This is a genomic window from Paraburkholderia sp. RL17-368-BIF-A (assembly GCF_046054045.1).
Taxonomy (GTDB): domain Bacteria; phylum Pseudomonadota; class Gammaproteobacteria; order Burkholderiales; family Burkholderiaceae; genus Paraburkholderia; species Paraburkholderia graminis.
Genome location: NZ_JARESN010000003.1, coordinates 46,613 through 70,184 on the forward strand (window position 1 = coordinate 46,613; position 23,572 = coordinate 70,184).

17 protein-coding genes are annotated in these 23,572 nt (G+C 64.3%); 6 read left to right on the forward strand and 11 right to left on the reverse strand.

Features of this window, described 5'->3' with window-relative positions:
- Nucleotides 1-95 precede the first annotated feature (95 nt).
- The 5 genes from P0D87_RS06200 to P0D87_RS06220 form a co-directional block, all read right to left on the reverse strand.
- A complete protein-coding gene (locus tag P0D87_RS06200) occupies nucleotides 96-1,535 on the reverse strand; it encodes a type II and III secretion system protein family protein (protein ID WP_053858226.1) in 1,440 nt (479 codons plus the stop codon).
- A 41-nt stretch (nucleotides 1,536-1,576) separates the two neighbouring features.
- Complete coding sequence (gene cpaB / locus P0D87_RS06205; RefSeq protein ID WP_053859040.1) at nucleotides 1,577-2,518, reverse strand: Flp pilus assembly protein CpaB; 942 nt, start codon at nucleotides 2,516-2,518, stop codon at nucleotides 1,577-1,579.
- Between the two features lie 91 nt (nucleotides 2,519-2,609).
- Nucleotides 2,610-3,182 (reverse strand): TadE/TadG family type IV pilus assembly protein, encoded by a 573-nt coding sequence (locus P0D87_RS06210; RefSeq protein ID WP_149029178.1) that lies wholly within the window; start codon nucleotides 3,180-3,182, stop codon nucleotides 2,610-2,612.
- Nucleotides 3,179-3,679 (reverse strand): A24 family peptidase, encoded by a 501-nt coding sequence (locus P0D87_RS06215; RefSeq protein WP_053858227.1) that lies wholly within the window; start codon nucleotides 3,677-3,679, stop codon nucleotides 3,179-3,181. The genes P0D87_RS06210 and P0D87_RS06215 overlap by 4 nt, the downstream gene beginning before the upstream one ends.
- A 150-nt stretch (nucleotides 3,680-3,829) precedes the next feature.
- Complete coding sequence (locus P0D87_RS06220; protein WP_006053275.1) at nucleotides 3,830-3,997, reverse strand: Flp family type IVb pilin; 168 nt, start codon at nucleotides 3,995-3,997, stop codon at nucleotides 3,830-3,832.
- Nucleotides 3,998-4,651: 654 nt separating this feature from the next.
- Here P0D87_RS06220 and P0D87_RS06225 point away from each other — a divergent pair.
- The 4 genes from P0D87_RS06225 to P0D87_RS06240 all read left to right on the forward strand — a co-directional run bounded on the left by P0D87_RS06225 (nucleotide 4,652) and on the right by P0D87_RS06240 (nucleotide 11,000).
- Entirely contained in the window at nucleotides 4,652-6,433 is a 1,782-nt protein-coding gene (locus P0D87_RS06225) for a collagen-like triple helix repeat-containing protein (RefSeq protein ID WP_408636763.1), read from the forward strand.
- A gap of 371 nt (nucleotides 6,434-6,804) precedes the next feature.
- On the forward strand, nucleotides 6,805-8,202 hold the full coding sequence (locus tag P0D87_RS06230; RefSeq protein ID WP_053858228.1) for a collagen-like triple helix repeat-containing protein: 1,398 nt from the start codon (nucleotides 6,805-6,807) through the stop codon (nucleotides 8,200-8,202).
- Nucleotides 8,203-8,541: 339 nt separating this feature from the next.
- Nucleotides 8,542-10,278 carry a ShlB/FhaC/HecB family hemolysin secretion/activation protein gene (locus P0D87_RS06235; protein WP_053859043.1) on the forward strand — a complete coding sequence of 579 codons (1,737 nt, stop codon included), beginning with the start codon at nucleotides 8,542-8,544 and terminating at the stop codon, nucleotides 10,276-10,278.
- Nucleotides 10,279-10,514: 236 nt separating this feature from the next.
- A complete protein-coding gene (locus P0D87_RS06240) occupies nucleotides 10,515-11,000 on the forward strand; it encodes a DUF2147 domain-containing protein (protein ID WP_029971605.1) in 486 nt (161 codons plus the stop codon).
- Nucleotides 11,001-11,099: 99 nt separating this feature from the next.
- Here the strand turns inward: P0D87_RS06240 and P0D87_RS06245 are convergent, their stop codons facing one another.
- The 6 genes from P0D87_RS06245 to typA all read right to left on the reverse strand — a co-directional run bounded on the left by P0D87_RS06245 (nucleotide 11,100) and on the right by typA (nucleotide 21,039).
- Nucleotides 11,100-11,555: a transposase gene (locus P0D87_RS06245; protein WP_006053264.1), complete on the reverse strand. Its 456-nt coding sequence runs from the start codon at nucleotides 11,553-11,555 to the stop codon at nucleotides 11,100-11,102.
- Between the two features lie 176 nt (nucleotides 11,556-11,731).
- The gene (gene zapE, locus P0D87_RS06250; protein ID WP_006053265.1) at nucleotides 11,732-12,829 is read right to left on the reverse strand and encodes a cell division protein ZapE; all 1,098 of its coding nucleotides are present in this window, start codon (nucleotides 12,827-12,829) and stop codon (nucleotides 11,732-11,734) included.
- Between the two features lie 107 nt (nucleotides 12,830-12,936).
- Nucleotides 12,937-14,367, reverse strand: a complete 1,431-nt coding sequence (gene lpdA, locus P0D87_RS06255; RefSeq protein ID WP_053858230.1) for a dihydrolipoyl dehydrogenase — start codon at nucleotides 14,365-14,367, stop codon at nucleotides 12,937-12,939.
- A gap of 164 nt (nucleotides 14,368-14,531) precedes the next feature.
- Nucleotides 14,532-15,815 carry a 2-oxoglutarate dehydrogenase complex dihydrolipoyllysine-residue succinyltransferase gene (gene odhB, locus P0D87_RS06260; protein WP_029971603.1) on the reverse strand — a complete coding sequence of 428 codons (1,284 nt, stop codon included), beginning with the start codon at nucleotides 15,813-15,815 and terminating at the stop codon, nucleotides 14,532-14,534.
- A 143-nt stretch (nucleotides 15,816-15,958) separates the two neighbouring features.
- Complete coding sequence (locus tag P0D87_RS06265; protein WP_006050940.1) at nucleotides 15,959-18,820, reverse strand: 2-oxoglutarate dehydrogenase E1 component; 2,862 nt, start codon at nucleotides 18,818-18,820, stop codon at nucleotides 15,959-15,961.
- 392 nt (nucleotides 18,821-19,212) lie between these two features.
- Nucleotides 19,213-21,039: a translational GTPase TypA gene (gene typA / locus P0D87_RS06270; protein ID WP_053858231.1), complete on the reverse strand. Its 1,827-nt coding sequence runs from the start codon at nucleotides 21,037-21,039 to the stop codon at nucleotides 19,213-19,215.
- A 356-nt stretch (nucleotides 21,040-21,395) separates the two neighbouring features.
- On the opposite strand from typA, the gene P0D87_RS06275 reads away from it, so the two are divergent.
- Both P0D87_RS06275 and P0D87_RS06280 read left to right on the forward strand, forming a co-directional pair.
- A complete protein-coding gene (locus P0D87_RS06275) occupies nucleotides 21,396-21,911 on the forward strand; it encodes a MarR family winged helix-turn-helix transcriptional regulator (protein WP_006050942.1) in 516 nt (171 codons plus the stop codon).
- Nucleotides 21,912-21,959: 48 nt separating this feature from the next.
- Nucleotides 21,960-23,516 (forward strand): efflux transporter outer membrane subunit, encoded by a 1,557-nt coding sequence (locus P0D87_RS06280; RefSeq protein WP_053858232.1) that lies wholly within the window; start codon nucleotides 21,960-21,962, stop codon nucleotides 23,514-23,516.
- The last annotated feature ends 56 nt before the right edge of the window (nucleotides 23,517-23,572 follow it).

Below are 23,572 nucleotides of genomic sequence, written 5' to 3' on the forward strand. Positions count from 1 at the left end.
TCGTTGCCCGCCGCAGCCTAACTGCGGCAGACGCGCGCCGATCTTGCAGCGGCAAGCCGTGCGCGCGCCGCGAACTGCCGCCTGGCCGCGCGCGTTCATTTCGAAAATCCCGGCGCCGCGTCGCGCGCCGCCACGCCGCCGATCAGCGAGCGCCACACCGGCGCGTTGCGCTGCTCCGACTGCTCGCCCGGCGTGGCCGGCAAGGTCGCGCCTTTCGCGAGCGGCGACACCAGATGCGGCGTGACGATGATCACCAGTTCCTTGTCGTTCTGCTGATAGTTGAGCTGCTTGAAGAACGCGCCGATCACGGGCAGGTCGCCAAGCAGCGGCACCTTGGCCACGTTCGAAATCGTTTCGCGATCGATCAGCCCGCCGATCACGAAGCTCTCGCCGTCGCCGAGTTCGACGGTCGTGTCGGTGCGGCGCGTGGTGATCGCGGGCACCGATACGCCGCTGATCGTGACCGCGTTCGCGAAGTCGAGCTGGCTCGCTTCGGGCGCGACCTTGAGCGCGATGCGCTGCGGGCTCAACACGGTCGGCGTGAGCGTGAGACCGACGCCGTACGGCTTGTATTCGATCGACGTCGTGCCGAGACCTTGCGGAATCGGCACCGGAATTTCGCCGCCGGCAAGAAAGCTCGCGCTCTGACCGGACAGCGCGACGAGCGTCGGCTCGGCCAGAATTCGCGCGAGGTTGTTGCTTTCCATCAGGCTCAGGTCGGCGAACAGGCCGTGCGTGGCCGAGTTGAACACGAGATTGAACGCCGACGAAATCGGCGCGACCGAACTGAACGACGGCGTGGAGCCGTAGGTCGCCGAGGTCAGCGCCGACGGCGCGAAGGAGCCGAACGTGAAGCCGTTGTTCTGCTTGAGGATGTTCAGGCCGACCTGCTTGAGGACCGTGCGGCTGAACTCCACCACGCGCACGTCGACCTGGACGACCGAGCGGGTCGCGATTGTCGAGGTGTCGTAGATTTGCGCGCTGTTTGCGGCGCTGTTTGCGCTGCCGTTTGGTCCGCTGTTTGCACTGCTTTTTGCTCCATTGGCAGTGCCGATGCCGCCCGCGCCGCCCAGCGCCGCGCGCTGATGTGCCTCGATCTCGGCGGCGGCGGCGGCGCGGTGATGCGCTTCCATCGTCGGCGCGGCGCCCGTGATCAGTGCGGTGTCGCCGAGCACCTTCACGGACGGCGTGCCGGGCCCGAGCAAACTTTTCGCGGCCGGCGAGCTCACGTTCACGACGTACGACAAGGGCGCGTCCTTGCCCTGCTCCCACAACATGACGTTCGTCGTGCCCGGCGATTTGCCGATCAGCAGCACGCCGCCCGTTTTGTCGCCCTTGATGATGAGCACGTCCGCGACGCTCGGATCGCCGATCGCAACGCGCCGCAGCGTATGGCCGCCCGCAAGCGACTGCTGCGAGCCGACGGCGACGTCGAGCTGCTCCGCGCCGCCCGCCGCAAAACTCGCGGACGACATCGCCATCGACGAGCCGCACAGCAGCGCCGTTAATCCGTACCCGAAAATGCGTTTGTTCATTTTTTTATGGACGCGCGTGGCCGCGCGGCTCCCTGAAACCGCTATCGGGCGACCGTCTCGGCGCGCCCACCCCGTATCACTTCGATGACGCCGCCCGCGCTTCCCGCATGATTCACGACGCGCGTGACGGGCGGCGCAGCATGCGGCGCGGCGGGCGTGCGTGGCGCGGCATTGCCCGCGCCGCCCGACAGCGCGTCGAGCGAAACGCCGGCGGCCGCGCGCGTCGAATCGCCGGACGGCGCGGCGTCGCCCGCTCGCGTCGATGTCTTCAGCACCGCGGGCAGCGGCGCGAAGGCGGCGGCGTCGATTACTTCGGCATCCTTGGGATTGCGCAGCGCGAACACGAGCCGCCCCGAACTTTCGGCGAGCGTCAGACGGTCGACATCGGCAACCGGCACCGCGAGAACCGCTGTCCTGACCATGCCGTTCGGATCGCCGGACGTGTCGCCGGCAGCCGTCGCGTTGCCGAACGCGAGCACGCGCACCTTCGACATCAACAGACGCGCCTGGGTACGCTCGATCTCGCCGCCGCTGCCCATATTGCCGTCGCGCTTGAGCGTGAAGAACACGTCGACGAAATTGCCGGGCCGCAAGCGGTTGCCGACCGCATTCGATTCCTCGACGCGCACCGCGACCGCGCGCTCGCCCGGCTCGATCCGCTCGGCGAGACCGGACGACAGTTGCTCCTCGAGCACCGGCGAGTCCGCGCCGATGTCGGCGGCGGGCACGCGCCCCGCGACCAGCGAAGGATCGGCGAACGCGCCGTTGGGGTTGATCGGCAACGGCTGAACACGCAGCGCATCGGCGCCGATCGGCTTGCCCGCGGGCAGCACGCGCATCGCCACCACCACCGGAAACACCGTTTGCTTGACGGACGCGACCGGCGCGGGCGCGGGCCGGCGCAGCAACATCACGGCGAATACGCCGAGCAACAGCGCGACGGCAATCAGCGCGCCGGCAACGATGCGGGTCAGCTTCAGCATGGCCGGGCGCGCCATGAATCGCGCGAGGCCATGCGGCCGTCATGCGCGGACGAGCGAGCCGGAGTCGACGGAATCGGAGCGTGTGCGTCAGTCAAAGTATGTTCACCGGATTGAGTTGCACCGTGGCGGTACTGGTCAGGTTGTCGGGCAGCACGAGCCCGAGCAGAGGCAGGTTCGGCACGAGCGGATGCGCCGCGTAGCTGTAGGTCAGGGTCACGGCAATGCAGGTCATGGCCGGCTGGTAGCTGCATGCGGCGGGCACGGTCTGGCATGCGGCGGTGCTGATCATCTGCGCGACCATGTTTGTGGCGGTCGTGCACGCGGCTGCGGCGCGCAGATTGATGGCGGCGGGGACGTCGTTCGCTTTCTGATAGTTCAGCGCGGCGCGCGCGCCCTCCTCGCTTGCCAGCGTGAGACTCTGCTGCGCGACGAAGATCAGACTGAAGGTCACGATCGCATAGAACACGCAGAAGAAGAGCGGGAACACGAGCGCGAATTCGATCGCGGTAGCGCCGCGCTGGGAACGGCGGGGGTGTGTGTTGCGTGCGTGTGCGTTGCGTGCGGGGACGCGCGGCGCGGCGTCGATACCGTTGGCGGGTATCGAGGCCAGTCTCGAGGCGGGTCTCGAATCGGCCTGCCTGCCGCGTTGCGGACGCGCGATCATCGGGCGCCTCCTACAACGAGTTGCGCGGCGAGCCATACCATCAACGGCACGGTGAGGCATGTGGCGAACGGCGTCGAGCGCCGGCCGGCCAGCTCGAAGGTAGGCGCCCGGCGTTGCAGCAGCGCGGCCACGCGCGTGCGCGTCGCGACGAGCACCCACAGCGCATGCAGCCCGGCGGCGACGCTCGCCACCGCCCACAGCCCGAGCAGCGCATGAACGCCGCACCACGCGCCAAGCACCGCGAACACCTTGACGTCCGCGGCGCCCATCACACCGAGCGCGAAAAACGGCAACAGGGCGATGAGGCCGACGGCGGCGCCGGCCGCGGCCTGAGCGGCGGAAATACCGAACGGAGAAATGTTAAATAGAGCGCACAAAACCGCCGTTATTAAACCGACAACGACAAGCGCATTGGAAATATGCCGGCTGCGGTAATCGCAAATGGCGACGCACGCACACCAGAGCATGAATACGAGAAGCGCGAAGGATACTTGCATATTAGAACTCGACAGACGCATCAATTCACCCGGATTGCAATCGCAATCCGGGTGCGCCTATCAGGCAAGATCCCGGCAGGAATAAGAACGTAAAACGTTAAATTAATAATGCCTTACGCCGTGCTTGCCGAGACCCCATTGCTTTATTTGCTAATGAGGCAAAAGCCCGGCGATCGTCTGGAATGCCGTATTGAGCTGCGTGCCCAGACCCTGCACTGTCGAACCGATAACGACGACGATCAGACCTGCGATCAGACCATATTCCAGCGCTGTTACGCCCCGGTTATCTCTCAGGAAGCTTGCGGTGAACTTTTTCATTGTTACCCTCGATTTTCGATTTATTCGTCATTCTGTGTGCCGCGTGTTGCAGCCAGGTCCAGCACGCACTGCACCGTTGGTCTCTCGTTCCGGTGCGCGTTGCTACCGTGCAGCATCTGAGCGTTGCGGCCGCCCCCAATAAAACGGATGTGCATGAGCTGTCTGTTCGATAACCCACCTCCCTCGTGAATCCGTCCGGCTTTTGGGCTTTATAGCTGAACAATCTTTTTTAAGCAATTCTCGTGTGCCCGCACGGATGATTGCCCGTTGGTTCTTCCCGTACACATAGGTTAACGGCTGTTCGTGCGTTGCAGCACATAGTATTAACCATAATTTTGAATCGGTGCACTAATTAACTATTTGAAAGGATGTTTCAAGCGGAACACGCCGCGATATGCGCTCGCGTTACGGCGAATTCCGTAACGGCGTCCCCGGCCCGTTACGTTACGCCGCTATCGCCAATGCGCCGCGGCGCCTTTTTCCCATGCATTTTCTGATTTAGCGCTTGCTCCATCGAATTCGGCAACGCCTTATTCGATAAGGCATTGCGACGCCCATTCGAAAATCTTCGCTATTGGTCAGTCGAAATGGCATGGGTCGTGCAGAGAGAGCCCGCAGCAGGACCACACACAACACATGCGATGCGAGGGCGACATGAACATTCAAACAATCGGCACGAACCACACGACCAACCTCAACGGAACAATCCGGATCACGAAGGCGGCGAACGTCGTCACGTTGCGCACCACGCTGATCGCGGCCGGCGTGGCGGCGCTGCTTTCGCTCGGCGCGTGCGGAGGCTCGGGAAGCCTCAGCTCGGGCACCGGCAGCAACGGCAGCGGTTCGGCAGGCGGTACGCTGTCGACCGGGAGCGGCAGCGGCTCGATGGGCTCGGCCGGTTCGGGTAGCGGCGGTTCGGGCGGCCAATCTAATACAAACACCAGCACGAATACGAATACCGATCCGAACACGCACACCGATCCCGGCACCGACCCGAGCACGACGCCGGTCGCGAATGCGATCGGCACCGTGGTCGGCAACTCGGGCGGCGTGATCGGCGACGTCGGCTCGACGGTCTCGGGCGTCGGCACGGTAATCGGCTCACAGACGCTGCCGGGCGTGAGCCCGCAGACCACCCAGGCCGCAGGCGGCATCGTCAACGAAGTCGGCGTTGCCGTCTCCACGCTCGGCGGCGGCGTCACGCAGGGGCTCGGCCAGCTCGGCACAGGCGGCAACGCGGTCGGGACCACGGTGTCGAGCCTTGGCGGCGTCGTCGGACATGCCGGCGGCGCGGTGACGGAAACCGGCAAGCTCGTGACGAGCCTCGGCAGCGGCCCGCTCGCTCCGTTGTCGGCACTCACGACGCCGCTGGGCGGCGCGGTCGGCACGCTGGGCGGCGCGGTCACGAACGGCGGCAGCGTGCTCGGCACGGCGCTGTCGACCGGTCCGGTGCAGCAGGTCACGCAGACGCTGAGCACGGCGATTACGCCGATCACGTCGATGGTGGCATCGACGACACAGACCGTCGGCAACACGACGGGTCTCGGCGCGCCCGTCAACACACTGCTGTCGACGCTCGGCGGCGGGCTCGGCCACGCCGGCGTACTGCTCGGCGCGAGCGGCGGCAATCCCGTGACGACCGCGCTCGGACGCACGGTGACGGATACGGGCGCGACGGTCGCGTCGGTTGGCGGTCTTTTGACGGGGGGAACGGGCGGCAACCCGCTCGCGCCGCTGACGGGGGCGCTTGGTGGGTTGGGTGGCTTGACGGGGGGAACCGGTAGCGGGCCGCTTGCGCCGCTGACGAGTGCACTTGGTGGGCTTACTGGCGGAACGGCTAGTGGGCCGCTGGCTCCGGTTACCGGCGTGCTTGGCGGGTTGACGGGTGGCACTAGCGGCGGGCCACTTGCGCCGGTTACCGGTGTTCTCGGCGGCTTGACGGGCGGCGCTGGCAGCGGGCCGCTTGCGCCAGTTGCCGGCGTACTCGGCGGCCTGACGGGTGGAACGGGTAGCGGGCCTCTTGCGCCAGTTACCGGTGTGCTCGGCGGCCTGACGGGCGGAACGGGTAGCGGGCCGCTCGCCCCTGTTGCCGGCCTGGTCGGCGGCCTGACGGGCGCGGTCGGCGGCGCATCGGGCGGCACCAACGCGCTTGCGCCCGTGACCGGCATTCTCTCCAGTGTGACGGGCGGACTCAGCGGCGCGGCCGGTGGCGGCGCCACCAGCAGCCCGCTTGCACCCGTCACCGGCTTGCTGTCGACCGTGACCGGCGCCATCGGCAGCGCCACTGCGCCTGCAGCGGCAACGTCGAGCGCGCCGGGCGCCGCGCCCGCGGGCGTGTCGCTCACGGCGACCTCGGGTAATGCGGCCACGAACAATCCGCTCGCGCCCGTGACGTCGCTGGTGGGCGGTCTGCTCGGCGGATTGTCGAAGAAGTAAGAAGCGCAACCGCTCGCGCGTCGCCGCGCGCTCAGTGCGGCTGGCGCGGCACGCGCCGGGCGGCGACACGCACGAGATGAACTTGCAATCGACTCACATCCGCACAAGCTCGCCTGCGGCACGGACAGCGATGTTCAACGGCGGCCTTCGCGCCTGCTTTGAATGCAGTTCCACGGATTTGGGCACAGCGTCGAACACGGCTTCAGATACGGCTTTGAGCACGCTTCCAACCGGGCTCGACACACGGCTTCGAATGCAGCTTCGAACACGGCTTCGAACCCGGCCTTAAACACCACGCGCCGCCACCCACCACACAAACGGCACGTTCCAGCAGCAAACACGATCGCCAGAAAAGGCATTGAGGAGCACACATGTCCACGCACCGCCTGTTTAACCGCCGCCCCGCCGCGAGCGCCTTTCTGTCGCTGCGCACTCCGTTGATCGCGGTGGCCGTCGCCGGCCTGCTCGCCGCGTGCGGCGGCAGCACCGTCAACTCGCCGCCGACAGCGAGCACCGGCACCGGCGGCGGCTCGGGATCGACCGGCGGCGGTGGCACCACGACGACCACGACCGGGACTTCCGGCGCCGTTACCGGCGCGGCCAAGACGACCAACGACCTGGGCGCGTTGATCGCGGCGCAGACGATTCCCGGCCTCAGCCCGCAAGTCACGCAAGGCCTCGGCAACGCCGTGTCGGGCACGAGCGCCACGCTGAACTCGCTTGCCAATGCGGTGACGAGCGGCGTCGGCCAGATCGGCGCGACGCCGAACCCGGTCGGCACGACCGTCGCGGGCCTCGGCTCCGTGGTGAGTTCGACGAGCGGTGTCGTGCAAGGACTGAGCACCGCCGTCGACGGCCTGGGCAGCGGTAATCTCGCGCCGCTGTCGCCGGTGACGACGCCGCTGGCCGGCGCGCTCTCGACCACCGCAACGGCGCTCAACGCAGGCGGCGCGACGCTCGGCAATACGCTTGGCTCCGTGCCCGTCCAGCAGGTCACGCAGCCGCTCAGCACCGCGATCACGCCGATCGTCACAACCGCGGGTCTCGTCACCCAGGCGGTCGGCACGCAGACGGGATTGGGCGCGCCGGTCGGCGGTCTGCTGGCTCAGGTGGGCGGCGCGCTCAGCTCCGCCGGCTCGCAGGTCGGCGCGGCGAGCGGCAATCCGGTCGGCGCGGATGCGGGCGCGCTCGTCGCCTCGCTCGGCAACACGGTGACGAACGCCGGCGGTCTCGTCAATCCGAACGGCCCGAACGGCGCACTGCCGATTCCCGGCCTGATTACGAGCCTCGTCGGCAACACGAATCTGAGCGTGGCCAACGGACCGCCGTCGAACAGCAGCCCGTTGAGCCCGCTGCAAAGCGTGCTGGCCAGTCTCGGTCTGGGCGGCAATCCGCTCGGCTCCGTGTCGACGCTGCTCGGCGGCACGCCTCTCGCCGGTCTCGGCTCCGGCCTGAGCGGCGCACCGCTCGGCTCGCTGACATCGGCGCTCGGCGGCACGGGCAGCGCAGCGAGCCCGCTTGCGTCGCTGCAGTCGCTGGGCGGCGCGCTGTCCGGCATTGCAGGCGGCGCAGCGGGCGGTACGACAAGCGGTGCCGGCGGCGGCGCTCAAGCGCTCGGGCCCGTGACGGTTCTCGTCGGGCAACTTACCGGCACATTGAGCGGCGCGGCGGGCTCGACGGCTTCCGGCGGTTCCGCTGGCGCATCGGGCAATCCGGCGAGCGGGCTGACGACGCTGGTCGGCGGCCTCCTGCCGGTTAATCGTAAGTAGTCCGCATAAGCGGTGCTGATGCGCGGATGCGGCGCGCGTGGCATCGGCTGGGACACTTCACGGTTCCCGCCGATGCCGCTCGCAAAGACAGTGAGACTCATCGCGCGACGCCTGCTGAAACGAACACGCTTCGATTGCGCGGCTGCGAGGCTCGCCGTCGATGCCCGCGACACTCCGCGCGACGGGCGCTGCATTCAAGCTTCGCGCACTGCATGACGTAATACGTGGTGGGACGGCAAAGTTCGTCCGGCCATACATAAGCGGGCGCCGTCAGGCGGCAAGGCCATGCCGCGCATCGACAGGCGCCCGTAAAACAAGATGGCATACGAGGACAATCCGATGAAACTCGGGTACGGCAGCACCTGGACCTTCGTGCTTGCGGCGCTCGCCGCGAGTGCATGGCAAGCACCGGCGCACGCGCAATCGCGCCCGGCACCGACGGCAGGCGGTAGTACGCTGGGCGGCAATCCGCTGGGCGGCAATCCGCTCGACTCCCTCCCCCAGATCAAGGCGCCCGACAAAGGCCCGAACGTGACCGTGCAGGTCGCGCCCCAGGCGCCTCAACTCCAGGAACTGCTCGCGCGCCATCTCACGCCGACGCGCGTGCAGGTCGAAGGCGTCAAGTCCATTCCGTTCGACGACGTCGCGCAGCGCTTCACGCCGCTCGTCGGCAAGGACACGACCATCGGCGATCTGATCCAGGTGGCCAATGGCGTGACGAAGCTCTACCAGGACCGCGGCTTCGCGCTCTCGTTCGCATTCATCCCCGCGCAGACATTCGACGACGGCGTCGTGCGCGTGACCGTCGTGGAAGGCTACGTGTCCGCGGTCAAGGTGACCGGCAAGGCCGGCGCCGTGGAAGACCGGATTCGCGCGATCGCCAATCGCATCACAGCCGACCGGCCGCTGCGGCGCGCGACCTTCGAGCGCTACATCAACGTGCTCGGGCTGTTGCCCGGCGTGAAGGTCGCGGCCAACGTGCCGCCGCCGCAGAACACCGACGGCGCGACCACGCTCGAACTCAACGTGGAGCGAAAGCCTTTCGACGTCAGTACGGGCATCGACTTCAATCATCCCGGCGTGCAAGGTCTGCTGACCGCGACCGAGAACGGCCTCACCGCGCTCGGCGAGCAACTGAGCGTGTCGGCGCTGCTGCCGAAAGGCCGCGACAACGTCACCTATCTGGCCGCGCATGCCACGGTGCCGATCGGCAGCAACGGCCTGATTTCGAAGCTCGACGCGTCGCACTATCGCGGCAATCCGGTCAACAATCCGGGTTTGCCGTCGTATGTGGAGCGGACGGTCATCAACGACAAGATCGGCGGCTCGCTCGCGTATCCGCTTCTGCTGAGCAATACGCAAAGCGTGATCGGCACGGCTTCCGTCTACGCGTCGCGCAACGAGGACCGCTATCACAATCAGGTGAACGGCGCGCAGATCGGTCTGCGCTCGCAAGTGCGCGTAATGCAGTTGCAAGCCGATTACGCGAGCGTCGGAACCGGCCAGGTGCGCCGCGCGAGCATCAATGTGGCGAAGGCATTCGACATTCTCGGCGCGTCGAAATCGGGCGATTCGAACGTGCCCGGCACCAGCATCAACAATCCAGCTTCGATCAATTTCGTGCGCACAGGTGCGAGCTTTTCGCAAACCAACGAGTGGCCGCTCAAGATCGGCACGGCGATTTCGCTGACGGGGCAGTACAGTGCGGTGTCGCTGCCCACGTCCGAGCAGATCGCCTTCGGCGCGCAGCGTTTTGCGCAGGGCTATCAGCCGGGCGAAGCGTCGGGCGATTCGGGTTGGGGCGCCATGTTCGAGATCAACCGTGCGTTCACGCCGGGCTTCACTTATCTGCGCACGTTCACGCCCTACGTTTCGTTCGACATGGCGCGCGTCTATCTGCACGCGGGCACGCCGTCGCCGTCGCGGCTTGCGTCGATTGCGTTCGGCTTTCGCCTCAGCGACGCGAAGTATTACAGCCTCGATCTTTCCGTGGCGAAGGCGGTCGGCGATGCTCCAGTGGAAAGCGCGTCGCGCAGTCCGCGTATCAACGCGACGTTCTCGTATCAGCTCAATTGAGCGGCGAGTGCCCTGCTCCGATTAGAGGTTCCACTATCAAAGCGTGCGCGCACTTTCGCGCGCACATCACGTATTCTGCATCGATCGCATCAAGCGGCCGCCCCAGAGCCGCCAGCCGAACCCCGTGTGCGGCGCGCGTCGGGAGACCTGAAGGGCATCACGCGGCTCGCGCCTCACGCGATGCCAATAACGCTGCGCGACCACGATCGCGCCGTCTTTTATCAAGGAGGAAGACAATGATGCAGTTCACCCAACGTGCCCGCGCGATCGCGCTTCGTACAGCGAAACAGGCTGCGCTCGCCGGCGTGCTGCTCGCGAGCGCCGTCACCGCGATGGCGCAAGCCGACACGCCTGTGGGCACCTGGCAGACCATCGACGATCACACCGGCCAACCGAAGGCGCTCGTGCAGATCGTCGACAGCGGCAACGGCACGCTGAGCGGCAAGGTGATTAAAGGACTCGGTCCGAACGACCAACCCGATCGCCGTTGTACCGCCTGCACCGATGCGCGCAAGGATCAGCCGATTCTCGGCATGACGATCATCGATGACATGAAAAAAGACGGCGATGCCTGGGATCACGGGCAGATTCTCGACCCGGAAAACGGCAAGCTCTACAAGTGCAAGATGCACCTGGAAGACGGCGGGAACAAGCTGGTGGTGCGCGGGTATATTGGCGTGTCGTTGCTCGGGCGCTCGCAAACGTGGGTTCGTCAGCAGTAGCGAAGACGCGCTAACCCGGCGCGCGAGCGAAAAAAGAAAACGGCCGACGAGATGATCGTTCGGCCGTTTTTTCTACGTGATGTCGCGTGATTTGAATCGTCATGCAGCGTGTTTGAAGGGCGACGTGAAAGCAAACGGAGACGACGGCAACGGATTGACCGGCGGCGGGGTATATACCGCAGGGGCCACCGGAGCCGGCGCTTTCTGCGCTGCAGCGACGTTTTTCTTTTCCGCGCTCAGATGCGTGCGCATGCGTGCTTCCATCATTGCGCACAGTTCTTCGCTGGCGGCGCCGAACAACTGTTCCATGACGCGCTTGAGCACGCCGGACTGATACCACGCCTTGAAGCGGCGATGACAGGTTTGATACGACGGGTACTTGCGCGGCATGGCCGACCAGGTAGCGCCGCTGTACATCACCCACAGCACGCCGTTGAGCACCGACCGGGTGTTGGCCAGCGGGCGGCCGCGCAATTCGGAGCGCGGACGCAGTTCGGGCAGCAACGGCGCGATGCGCTGCCATTCTTCGTCGTTGATGTCGCGATAGGGATTCATGGTTTCTCCTTTGTCAGATACCCGACAAAGATAGCCAGTCACCCGAAGGCAAAACATCGGAGCAATCCGAATCTTGAAAATACGCCGTTAGGCCTAGGCCGCTAGGCGCAGGCGATGTGACCTATCGCAAAAGCACACCCGGCAGCTTGCGAACGCGCTCGCCGCGGCGCGGTGCTTCAAGTCAGCGACGTATCGACGATCCGCCGCGGCGCATCGAGATACTCCTTGCTCTGCATTTCGACGATGCGCGACACCGTGCGTGTGAATTCGTTGGCCATCGGGCCGTCCACGTAAAGCTGCTCGGGCGGCACTGCGGCCGACATCAGCAGCTTCACCTTGTGGTCGTAGAACACGTCGATGAGCCACGTGAAGCGGCGCGCTTCGGACGCCATGCGCGCCGACATCTGCGGGACCGCGGACAGAATCACCGCGTGAAAACGGCTCGCCAGTTCCAGGTAGTCGTTCTGCGAGCGCGGACCGCCGCACAACGTCGCGAAGTCGAACCAGACGACGCCGTCCGCCTTGCGCAGCGCCTTCAACTCGCGCTTTTCGATGTGCAGGATCGGGCTTTCGTCGGGCACCGCGGCGAGGCGCGCGAACGCGTCGCGCAACGACTTGTCGGCGGCCGCGCCGAGCGGCGTGTGATACACCTCGACCTGCGCCAGCGTGCGTTGCCGATAGTCGATGCCCGCGTCGACGTTGATCACGTCGAGCTTCTGCTTGATCAACTCAATCGCCGGCAGCATCCGGTCGCGATGCAGGCCGTCCGGGTACAGCGTGTCGGGATCGTAGTTGGACGTCATCACGAACTGCACGCCGTTCTCGAACAGCTTGTCGAGCAGGCGATAAAGAATCATCGCGTCGGCAATGTCGGACACATGAAACTCGTCGAAACAGATCAGCCGATAACGCTTCGAGACGCGCCGCGCGAGTTCATCGAGCGGGTCGGCCTGCCCTTTCAGTTCTTCGAGCTCGCGATGCACCTCGCGCATGAACTCGTGAAAATGCAGCCGCGTTTTGCGCTGCACCGGCACGATCATGTAGAAGCTGTCCATCAGAAAGCTCTTGCCGCGCCCTACGCCGCCCCACATGTACACGCCGCGCGGCTGCTCCGGATGATTGATCAGCTTCTTGAACGCATTCGAGCGGCGCGACTTGTACTCGACCCACTCTTCGTAGCACCGCTGCAGACGGTCCACCGCCGCGCGTTGCGCCGGATCGGATTGATAACCCCGCGTCTGCAGTTCTTTCTCGTAGTATTCGGTGACGTTCATTGTGTTGCTGCAAAAGTGTTGCTGCAAAAAGAAAGGCGGGAGGGATTGAACCCGCCCGCCTTGTGATGCCAGAAATGCCGAAGTTGCGTTCAGTCAGGCGTGCGCGTTTACATGTTCAGCGCGCGCTTGTCCACGGCGAGCGCCGCTTCACGCATGACTTCCGACAGCGACGGGTGCGGATGGCAAATGCGGCCGATGTCTTCCGATGCCGCCTTGAACTCCATCGCCACCACGGCTTCTGCGATCAGATCCGATGCGTTCGCCGAGATGATGTGCACGCCGAGCAGTTCGTCGGTCTTTGCGTCGGCGATCATCTTGACGAAGCCATCCGCCTTGTTGATGCCGAGCGCGCGGCCGTTCGCCATGAACGGGAACTGGCCGGTCTTGATCTCGCGGCCTTCCGCCTTCAGTTGCTGCTCGGTCTTGCCGACCCACGCGATTTCCGGCTCGGTGTAGATCACCCACGGGATGCAGTTGTAGTCGATATGCGGCTTCTGACCGTCGATGATCTCGGCCACCAGCACGCCTTCGTCCTCAGCCTTGTGCGCGAGCATCGGGCCACGCACCACGTCGCCGATCGCGTACACGTTCGGCACGGCCGTCGCGCAATGATCGTCCACGTCGATAAAGCCGCGCTCGTTCGCCTTCAGACCGATTGCTTCGAGACCGAGGTTGTCCGTATTCGGCACGCGGCCGATCGACACGATCAGGCGGTCCGCTTCGAGCTTCTGCGCGTTGCCGTCCTTGTCCGTGTAGTTGATCGTGACGCTGTTCTCAGTGGTCGTGACTTCGCCGACCTTCACGCCGACGTGAATGTCGAGGCCCTGCTTCTTGAACTGCTTGGCCGCTTCTTTCGCCAAAGCCTGGTCAGCCGCGCCGAGGAATTCCGGCAGCGCTTCGAGCACGGTCACTTCCGCGCCCAGACGACGCCACACCGAGCCGAGTTCCAGGCCGATCACGCCTGCGCCGATCACGGCGAGCTTCTTCGGAGCCGAGTCGAAAGCGAGCGCGCCTTCGTTGTCGGCGACGATCTTGTTGTCGACCGGAATGTTCGGCAGATGGCGCGCCTTCGAACCCGTCGCGATGATCACGTTCTTCGCCGTGACCACTTCGGCTTCGCCTTCGCCGCTCACTTCGATCTGCACGCCGGCGTCCGTCCTGCCGGTGAACTTGCCGTGGCCCTTGAGCCACGTGATCTTGTTCTTGCGGAACAGGAATTCGATGCCCTTCGTCATCTTGTCGACGATGCCGTCTTTGCGGGCCATCATCTTCGAGATGTCGACCTTCACGTTTTCCACGGAAATGCCGTGGTCCGCGAGGTGATGCGATGCGTTTTCAAATTCTTCCGACGACGCGAGCAGCGCCTTCGACGGAATGCAGCCCACGTTCAGGCAGGTGCCGCCGAGCTTCAGCGCGCCGGCCGGGTTCTTCCATTTTTCGATACATGCGACAGTCTTGCCGAGCTGCGCTGCGCGGATCGCGGCGATATAACCGCCAGGGCCGGCGCCGATCACGACGACGTCAAATTCTTTGGACATGACAATCCTTTTGATGACGGAACGGCGCGGCCACGCTTATTGGCCAAGCTTATTGGCCACACTTGGTGGCGCGGCTCGTTCCAGTACTGCGGAATGCGAAAGACGTATTGCTCATCTGGAGCCGGCTTGCGTGTTTTACAAGCCGGCTCCGGTCGGACCGTTGTTTACAGGTCGAGCAGCAGACGCGCCGGATCTTCGAGCGCGTCCTTCATGGCAACCAGCGACAGCACCGCTTCGCGGCCGTCGATGATCCGGTGGTCGTACGACAGCGCCAGATAGTTCATCGGGCGGATCACGATCTGGCCGTTCTCGACCACGGCGCGTTCCTTCGTGGCGTGCACGCCGAGAATCGCGGACTGCGGCGGGTTGATGATCGGCGTCGACAGCATCGAGCCGAACACGCCGCCGTTCGAGATGGAGAACGTACCGCCCGTCATTTCGTCGATGGACAGCTTGCCGTCTTTCGCCTTCTGACCGAACTCGGCGATCTTCTTCTCGATGTCGGCGAGGCTCAGCTGATCTGCATTGCGCAGGATCGGCACCACCAGACCGCGCGGCGAACCGACAGCGATACCGATGTCGAAGTAGCCGTGATAGACGATGTCGTTACCGTCGATGGACGCGTTCACCAGCGGGAACTTCTTCAGCGCGTGAACAGCCGCCTTCACGAAGAACGACATGAAGCCGAGCTTCACGCCATGTTCCTTCTCGAACTTGTCCTTGTACTTGTTGCGCAGATCCATCACCGGCGCCATGTTCACTTCGTTGAACGTGGTCAGGATCGCGTTGGTTTGCTGCGACTCGAGCAGACGCTCGGCGATACGCGCGCGCAGACGCGACATCGGCACGCGTTGTTCCGGGCGGTCCTTCAGCCATTGATCAGCCGATGCCGGCGCCTTCACGTCCGGCAGCGACGGCTTGGCGGCCTTCGGTGCGGCAGCCGGTGCCGGTGCAGCGGCCTTGGCGGCGGGTGCGCCTGCCGTCAGCACGTCGCCCTTGGTGATGCGGCCGTCGCGGCCCGTGCCGGCGACGTCGCCCGAAGACAGGCCCTTCTCCGCCATCAGCTTGCCGGCAGCCGGCGAAGCAGCGGTGTTCGCACCCGTTGCGGATGCGGCTTGCGCGGCCGGTGCGGCAGCAGGAGCCGGAGCCGGCGATGCTTCGGGAGCCGGCTTCACTTCGGCTTCGACGGCAGCGGCGCCAGCCTTGCCTTCGGTGTCGATCTTGGCGATGACCTGATCGGCCGTGACGGTGTCGCCGTCGTTCGCGATGACTTGCGCGAGCACGCCGGCCGAGGGTGCCGGCACTTCGAGCACGACCTTGTCGGTCTCGATTTCGATGAGAATTTCGTCTTGCGCCACAGCCTCGCCGGGCTTCTTCTTCCACTGCAGCATGGTGGCTTCCGAGACCGACTCGGACAGCTGGGGAACCTTGACTTCAACAATAGCCATTATGAATATCCTGAATACGTATCGGGTGACGGCGCGGTGAACGACGACCGCCTGCGAACCCTGCGTGCCGCGCTTCAACCTTGATGGGTTGCAGAACGCGGCACGGGAAAGCGCGCTGCGCTTTCCCGGTTCGTCTGTTCTCTTTATTTAGCGATCGACGCGCTCTTGAGGCGGCCGAAAGCGCCTTCGACCAGCGCCTTCTGCTGCTCGTAGTGCTTCGCGTAGTAGCCCACTGCCGGCGAAGCCGAAGCCGGACGGCCGCTGTATGCCAGCTTCTGTCCTTCCTTCATGCCTTCCTTCAGGTGATGCTCGATGTAGAACCACGGGCCCTGATTCTGCGGCTCGTCCTGGACCCACACCACTTCCGTCGCGTTGTCGTACTTCTTCATTTCCGTTTCGAACTGCTTGTGCGCGAACGGATAGAGCTGTTCGATACGGATGATCGCGACGTCGTTTGCCTTCGCTTCGCGGCGATGCGCGACGAGGTCGTAGTACACGCGGCCCGAGCACGCCAGCACGCGCTTGACCTTCTTCGCGTCGATGGTGTCGTCCACTTCGCCGATAACCGGCTGGAACGAACCCTTCGCGAGTTCCGACAGGTCCGACACCGCTTCCTTGTGACGCAGCAGCGATTTCGGCGTGGCGACGATCAGCGGCTTGCGGAACAGGCGGATCATCTGACGGCGCAGCAGGTGGAAAATCTGCGCCGGCGTGGTCGGCTGAACGACCTGCATGTTGTGGTCTGCGCACAGTTGCAGGAAACGCTCGATACGCGCCGACGAGTGCTCCGGACCCTGGCCTTCGTAGCCGTGCGGCAGCAGCATGGTGAGACCCGACACGCGGCCCCACTTCACTTCGCCCGACGAGATGAACTGGTCGATCACGACTTGCGCGCCGTTCACGAAGTCGCCGAACTGCGCTTCCCACGCGACGAACGTGTTCGGTTCAGCGGTCGAGTAACCGTATTCGAAGCCGAGCACCGCTTCTTCCGACAGCACCGAGTCGATCACCGTGAACTTCGCCTGACCTTCGGCGATGTTCTGCAGCGGCACGTACGTGCCGTCGTTCCAGCGCTCGCGGTTCTGGTCGTGCAGCACCGCGTGACGGTGCGTGAACGTGCCGCGGCCCGAATCCTGACCCGTCAGACGCACGGCATAACCCGATGCGACCAGCGACGCGAACGCGAGATGCTCGCCCATGCCCCAGTCGAGCTTCGCTTCGCCACGGCCCATCGCGCGACGGTCGTTGATGACGCGCTCGACCAGCGGGTGAACCTTGAAGTTTTCCGGAATCGTGGTGATGCGCTCGGCGAGGCGCTTCAGTTCCGCGAGCGGGACTGCCGTGTCGGCTGCGTCGGTCCACTTGCGGTTCAGGAACGGCACCCAGTCGACCGCGTACTTGCTCTTGTAGTTCGAGAGCACCGGATCGACCGTGTGATGGCCTTCGTCCATCGCCTTGCGGTACGCCTTGACGAATTCCTCGCCTTCTTCTGCCGTGATCACGCCTTGCTGCACCAGCTTTTCCGCGTACAGCGCGCGGGTGCCCGGATGCTTGGCGATGGTCTTGTACATCAGCGGCTGCGTGACAGCCGGCGTGTCCTGCTCGTTGTGACCCAGCTTGCGGAAACACACGATGTCGACCACGACATCCTTGTGGAACTGCATGCGGAAGTCGATAGCCAGTTGCGTGGCCAGAACGACCGCTTCCGGATCGTCGCCGTTCACGTGCAGCACCGGCGCCTCGATCATCTTGACGACGTCCGAGCAGTACAACGTGGAGCGCGAATCGCGCGGGTCCGACGTCGTGAAACCGATCTGGTTGTTGATGACGATGTGCAGCGTGCCGTGCGTGCCGTAACCGCGCGTTTGCGCGAGGTTCAGCGTTTCCATCACGACGCCCTGGCCGGCAAAAGCCGCGTCGCCGTGGATCTGCACCGGCAGCACTTGCAGGCCGCTGTCGTCGCCGCGACGGTCCATACGCGCCTTCGCCGAACCTTCGACCACCGGGTTGACGATTTCGAGGTGCGACGGGTTGAACGCGAGCGACAGGTGAACCGGGCCGCCTTCGGTCGAGACGTCCGACGAGAAACCCTTGTGGTACTTGACGTCGCCGGCCGGCAGGTCGTCGACGTGCTTGCCTTCGAATTCGGCGAACAGGTCAGCCGGCATCTTGCCGAGCGTATTGACCAGCACGTTCAGACGGCCACGGTGAGCCATGCCGATGACGATTTCCTGCACGCCGCGAGCACCGCCGTGACGCACGACTTCGTCCATCGACGCGATGAAGCTCTCGCCGCCTTCCAGCGAAAAGCGCTTCTGGCCGACGTATTTGGTGTGCAGGAAGCGCTCGAGGCCTTCAGCGGCCGTCAGGCGATTCAGGATGTGCTTCTTCTTCTCGTTCGAGAAGTTCGGCGTGGAGCGGATCGACTCCAGCTTTTCCTTCCACCAGCGCTTCTGTTCCGGATCGCTGATGTACATGTACTCGGCGCCGATCGTGCCGCAATACGTGTCGCGCAGTGCCTTGACGATCTCACGCAGCGACGCGCGCTCGAATCCGAAATACAGATTCGTGGCGCTGAACTCCTGGTCCATGTCGGCTTCGGTGAAGTCGTAGAACGCGGGTTCGAGTTCGGGGATTGCGGGACGTTCGCGGCGCTTCAGGGGATCGAGATTGGCCCATTGCGAGCCGAGGAAGCGATATGCGCCGATGAGGGACTGCACATAGACTTGCTTTCGCGCGGTAGCGAGGTCTTCGCCGCCGGGTGCGGTGCGCGGGATGAAGGCATTGGCCTTGGCCCGTTGCGCAAACGATTCGACGATCGGGCCGTGGGCCACGTCGTTGGCATTGCTGCCGTCCGATGCAGGAACATTCTGCAACGCGTCGAAATAGCTGCGCCAGTTCTCGGGCACTGACGCCGGATTGTCGAGATATGCTTCGTACATTTCTTCTACGTACGGAGCATTGCCGCCGAACAGATAAGAGTTCGACTGGAATTGCTTCATCATTTTTACGCTCACCTTTCTTCGAGTTTCTCGAGAAATAGCGGGTTACAGAACCTTCCGCGACACGGCCTGACCGTTTAGCGGATTGCGCGAATCAAGTCTTGCTTGGAAGGACCTAAAACTTGCACCCGGGGAGCATATCACAGAACCGATAGTCCAGATAGCAGACGGATTGCCGCCCGGGCCCGCAACGACGGGCCTTCGCGGCGATTTTCGCGGCACGCAACAGTCTTCTGCGATTAACGGAGACAAACGCGCATAAACGAAGTGCGAACCGGCGGTAAGTGCTGATAACGCTATCGGCGCGGCAAAAACAAAAAGCCACCCGAAGAAGGCTTCGGGTGGCTTTTGAACAGCAGCCAGAGCGAAGGCGCCGTAACCGGCGCGCGCTGCTCTTAGTCCACAGCGCCCTTACGGCTTGCGCTGCGGCGCTCGTGTTCCTTCAGGTAGCGCTTGCGCAGACGGATGGATTGCGGCGTGACCTCGACCAGTTCGTCGTCGTCGATAAACTCGACTGCGTATTCCAGCGACATCTGAATCGGCGGCACGAGGCGCACGGCTTCGTCCGTACCCGACGAACGCACGTTGGTGAGCTGCTTGCCCTTGATCGGGTTCACGACCAGGTCGTTGTCACGGCTATGAATGCCGATGATCATGCCTTCATACAGCGGCTCGCCCGGCGACACGAACATACGGCCGCGGTCCTGCAGCTTCCACAGCGCGTAAGCGACTGCGGCACCGTCGTCCTGCGAAATCAGCACGCCGTTGCGGCGCTCGCCGACCGCGCCTTCCTTGACCGGCTGATACGAGTCGAACGTGTGGCTCATCAGGCCCGTACCACGCGTGAGCGTCAGGAATTCCGACTGGAAGCCGATCAGGCCACGCGCCGAAATACGATACTCGAGACGCGTGCGGCCACGGCCGTCCGACGCCATGTCGAGCATTTCGCCCTTGCGGCGGCCCAACTCTTCCATCACGCCGCCCTGGTGCGCGTCTTCCATGTCGACGGTCAGGTTTTCGTACGGCTCGTGCTTCACGCCGTCGATTTCCTGCATCACCACGCGCGGACGCGACACGGCCAGCTCATAGCCTTCGCGACGCATGTTTTCCACGAGAATGGTCAGGTGCAGCTCGCCGCGGCCCGCCACTTCGAACGTGGTTTCGTCGCCGGTTTCTTTCACGCGCAGCGCGACGTTGTGGTTCAGTTCCTTCATCAGGCGGTCGCGAATCTGACGGCTCGTGACGAACTTTCCTTCACGGCCAGCCAGCGGCGACGAATTGACGAGGAAGTTCATGGTCAGCGTCGGTTCGTCGACGGTGATCATGGGCAGCGCTTCCGGCTGTTCCGGCGAGCAGATGGTCACGCCGATGCCGATTTCCTCGATACCGTTGATCAGCACGATGTCGCCCGCTTCCGCCGACTCGACCTGCACGCGCTCGAGACCCTTGAACGACAGCACCTGGTTGATCTTGCGGTTCAGAATCGCGCCGTCCGGACCCGAACGCACGGCGACGGCCATGCCCGGCTTGATGCGGCCACGCGTGATGCGGCCCACGCCGATACGGCCGACGTACGACGAGTAGTCGAGCGACGTGATCTGCAATTGCAGCGGGCCTTCCGGGTCGGCTGCGCGCACCGGCACGTGCTTGAGCACGGCTTCGAACAGCGGGCGCATGTCGCCTTCGCGCACGTCCGGCGTGAGGCCGGCATAGCCGTTCAGGCCCGACGCGTAGACGATCGGGAAATCGAGCTGCTCGTCGGTCGCGCCGAGCTTGTCGAACAGGTCGAACGTCTGGTTGATCACCCAGTCGATACGTGCGCCCGGACGGTCAACCTTGTTGATCACGACGATCGGCTTCAGGCCGAGCGCCAGCGCCTTCTTGGTCACGAAGCGCGTTTGCGGCATCGGGCCTTCGACGGCGTCGACGAGCAGCAGCACGGAGTCGACCATCGACAGCACGCGCTCCACTTCACCGCCGAAGTCGGCGTGTCCCGGCGTGTCGACGATGTTGATGTGCGTGCCTTCGTATTCGACGGCGCAGTTCTTGGAAAGAATCGTGATGCCACGTTCTTTTTCGATGTCGTTCGAGTCCATCACACGCTCGGCAACCTGCTGGTTGTCGCGGAACGTGGCGGTCTGACGGAGGAGCTGGTCGACGAGCGTGGTCTTGCCGTGGTCGACGTGGGCAATGATGGCGATGTTGCGTAGGGCGCGGGTCATAGGAACCTGGAGACAGTTGAGTGCGCCGCTTGCTCATGCCGCTTACCCCTGCCGCTTACCCTTCTATCAGAGCAATACGAGGACAAAATTACGACAAGCCCAAAGCGCACTTTTGGGAACCCAACATTATAGCACGCGATAGTGACGCTTTCTGGTATTCCCCGATAGCGGACGCCGCGGCGTGCCATTTGCAGCCCGCAACACTGACAGACCACCTCATTTGCGCCTACGCAAAAACGCGCCGATTCCTTCTTGAGTGCGGAAAATTCCTTGCCTAAGCTGTAATAACCCTTGCCGCGTCAATCATCCGGCTCCTATAATCGTGCATAGTCAACCATTGCATTCGCACGAGAATCATGACGGAGCCGTCCTCAACACCCGCGCCGGAGATCAGCGAGTATCAGCTTGGCGAAAGCGTCGGCTACCTGCTCGCGCGAGTGAAGTCGACCATGTCGAACATGGTCACCCAGCGCAGCATGGCCGAACTGGGCATCACTAGCCAGCAGGGCAGCATCCTGTTCATGGTGGCGAGCGGCAAATGCGTGCTGGCGGCCGAACTGGCCCGCGAATACGGCATCGACGCAAGCGCCGTCACGCGGCTGATCGACCGGCTGGAAAAGCGCGGCCTGCTGACGCGGGTGCGCAGCAGCGAAGACCGGCGCGCCGTGCGGCTCGCGCTGACGCCCGAAGGCCACGCAATCGCCGCGAAGATGCCGAAGATTTTCACCAGCGTGCTGGATAGTCTGCTCTCCGGTTTCACCCCGGAAGAAGTGGGCTTCTTAAAGAGCATGCTGCGGCGAGCCCTGATCAATTCCGGCGAATGCACGGCATTTGCTCGCGATGCGGCAAGCAGCTCCGGCAACAAGACTTAAAAATTACTTGCAGCGTCCATCATTACATTCCACTCAAAGAGTCGAGCGATGAAATCCCTTTCCCTGTCCGCGCCCGCGTTTCCGCGCCGGGCCGCTGTCGCCGCCGCGGTGGCAGCGCTCGCCCTCGCGGGGTGCGCGAACTACTTCGGTGTCAAAAGCGACAAGCAGATCTCGTCGCCGGAGCAGTACGAGTCCACGCAGAGTCTGACGGGCCAGGGCGGCCAGTGGCCGTCGCTCGAGTGGGCGAACCAGTTTGGCGATCCCCAGTTGCCGAAGCTGATTGACGAAGCGCTGGAAGGCAATCCGTCGATCGCGCAGGCGCAGGCGCGTCTCGCGAAGGCGTCGTCGTATATCGAAAGTTCGCGCTCGGCGCTCTATCCGAAGGTCAACGGCAGCTATTCGTGGACGCGCGAACTCTTCTCCGGCAACGCGCTCTACCCGCCTCCGTACGGCGGCACCTGGTATAGCGAAAACAACGTGCTGGCGAGCGCCTCGTGGGATCTCGACCTGTGGGGCAAGAACCGTCAGCGGCTCGGCCAGGCGGTGTCGCAGGAAAAGGCGGCTCAGGCGGACATGCAGCAGGCGCGCGTGACGCTCGCGGCCTCCGTGGCGAGCACCTATAACCAGCTTGCGCAGCTCTACGCGTTGCGCGACATCGCCGCGCGCGAGATCGAGAATCGCCAGGAAATCGGCCGGATCACGAACGGCCGCGTCGCCGCGGGCCTCGACACGAACGTCGAACGCCAGACCGCGACCGGCAATATCGCGACGAGCCAGTCGAACCTGACCGACCTCGACGGCCAGATCACCGTGGTGCGCTATCAGTTGGGCGCGCTGCTCGGCAAGGGGCCCGACCGCGGCCTGCAGATCGCCCAACCGGTGCTCGGCGCCGGCAATGCGGTCACCCTGCCCGACAATCTGCCGGCCGACCTGGTCGCGCGCCGCGCGGACATCGTCGCCGCACGCTGGCAGGTCGAGGCGGCGATGCACGACGTGAAGGAAGCGAAGGCCGAGTTTTTCCCCGATGTGAATCTCGCCGCCGCTTTCGGCTTCGACGCGTTCGGCTGGGGCCGCTTCCTGAAGGCCGGCAGCCGGCAGATACAGTTCGGCCCGGCGGTTCACCTGCCGATCTTCGACGCCGGCGCGCTGCGCTCGCAATTGAAGGGCCGTTACGCCGACTTTGACCTGGACGTCGCGAATTACAACCAGACGCTGATCAATGCTTTGTCGGATGTGGCCACGCAAGTCTCGTCGATCCGCTCGATCGACCAGCAATCGGGCGACGCACAGCGCGCGCTCGACGCATCCACGAAGGCGTATCAGCTCGCCGTGATCCGCTACAAGGCCGGGTTGTCGCCGCAATTGCAGGTGCTGACCGCGGACCAGAACCGCCTCGCCGCCGAACAGACCGTGACCACGTTGAAGATGCGCCGCCGCGATCTGCAGATCGGTCTCGTCAAGGCGCTCGGCGGCGGTTTCGACGCGACGCAAACCGGGCTCGTGGTGCCTGGCGACGGACCCCAGCAAGCAGCCGCGCCGGCCGCCGCGACAGGCGCCAGCGGCACCGCGGCCACCGCCACGACCACGGCTGCGGCAGCGAAGTAACAGCGCGGACCGCAACGGATCGACAGCAACAGACCACACACGAACATCCGAATAAA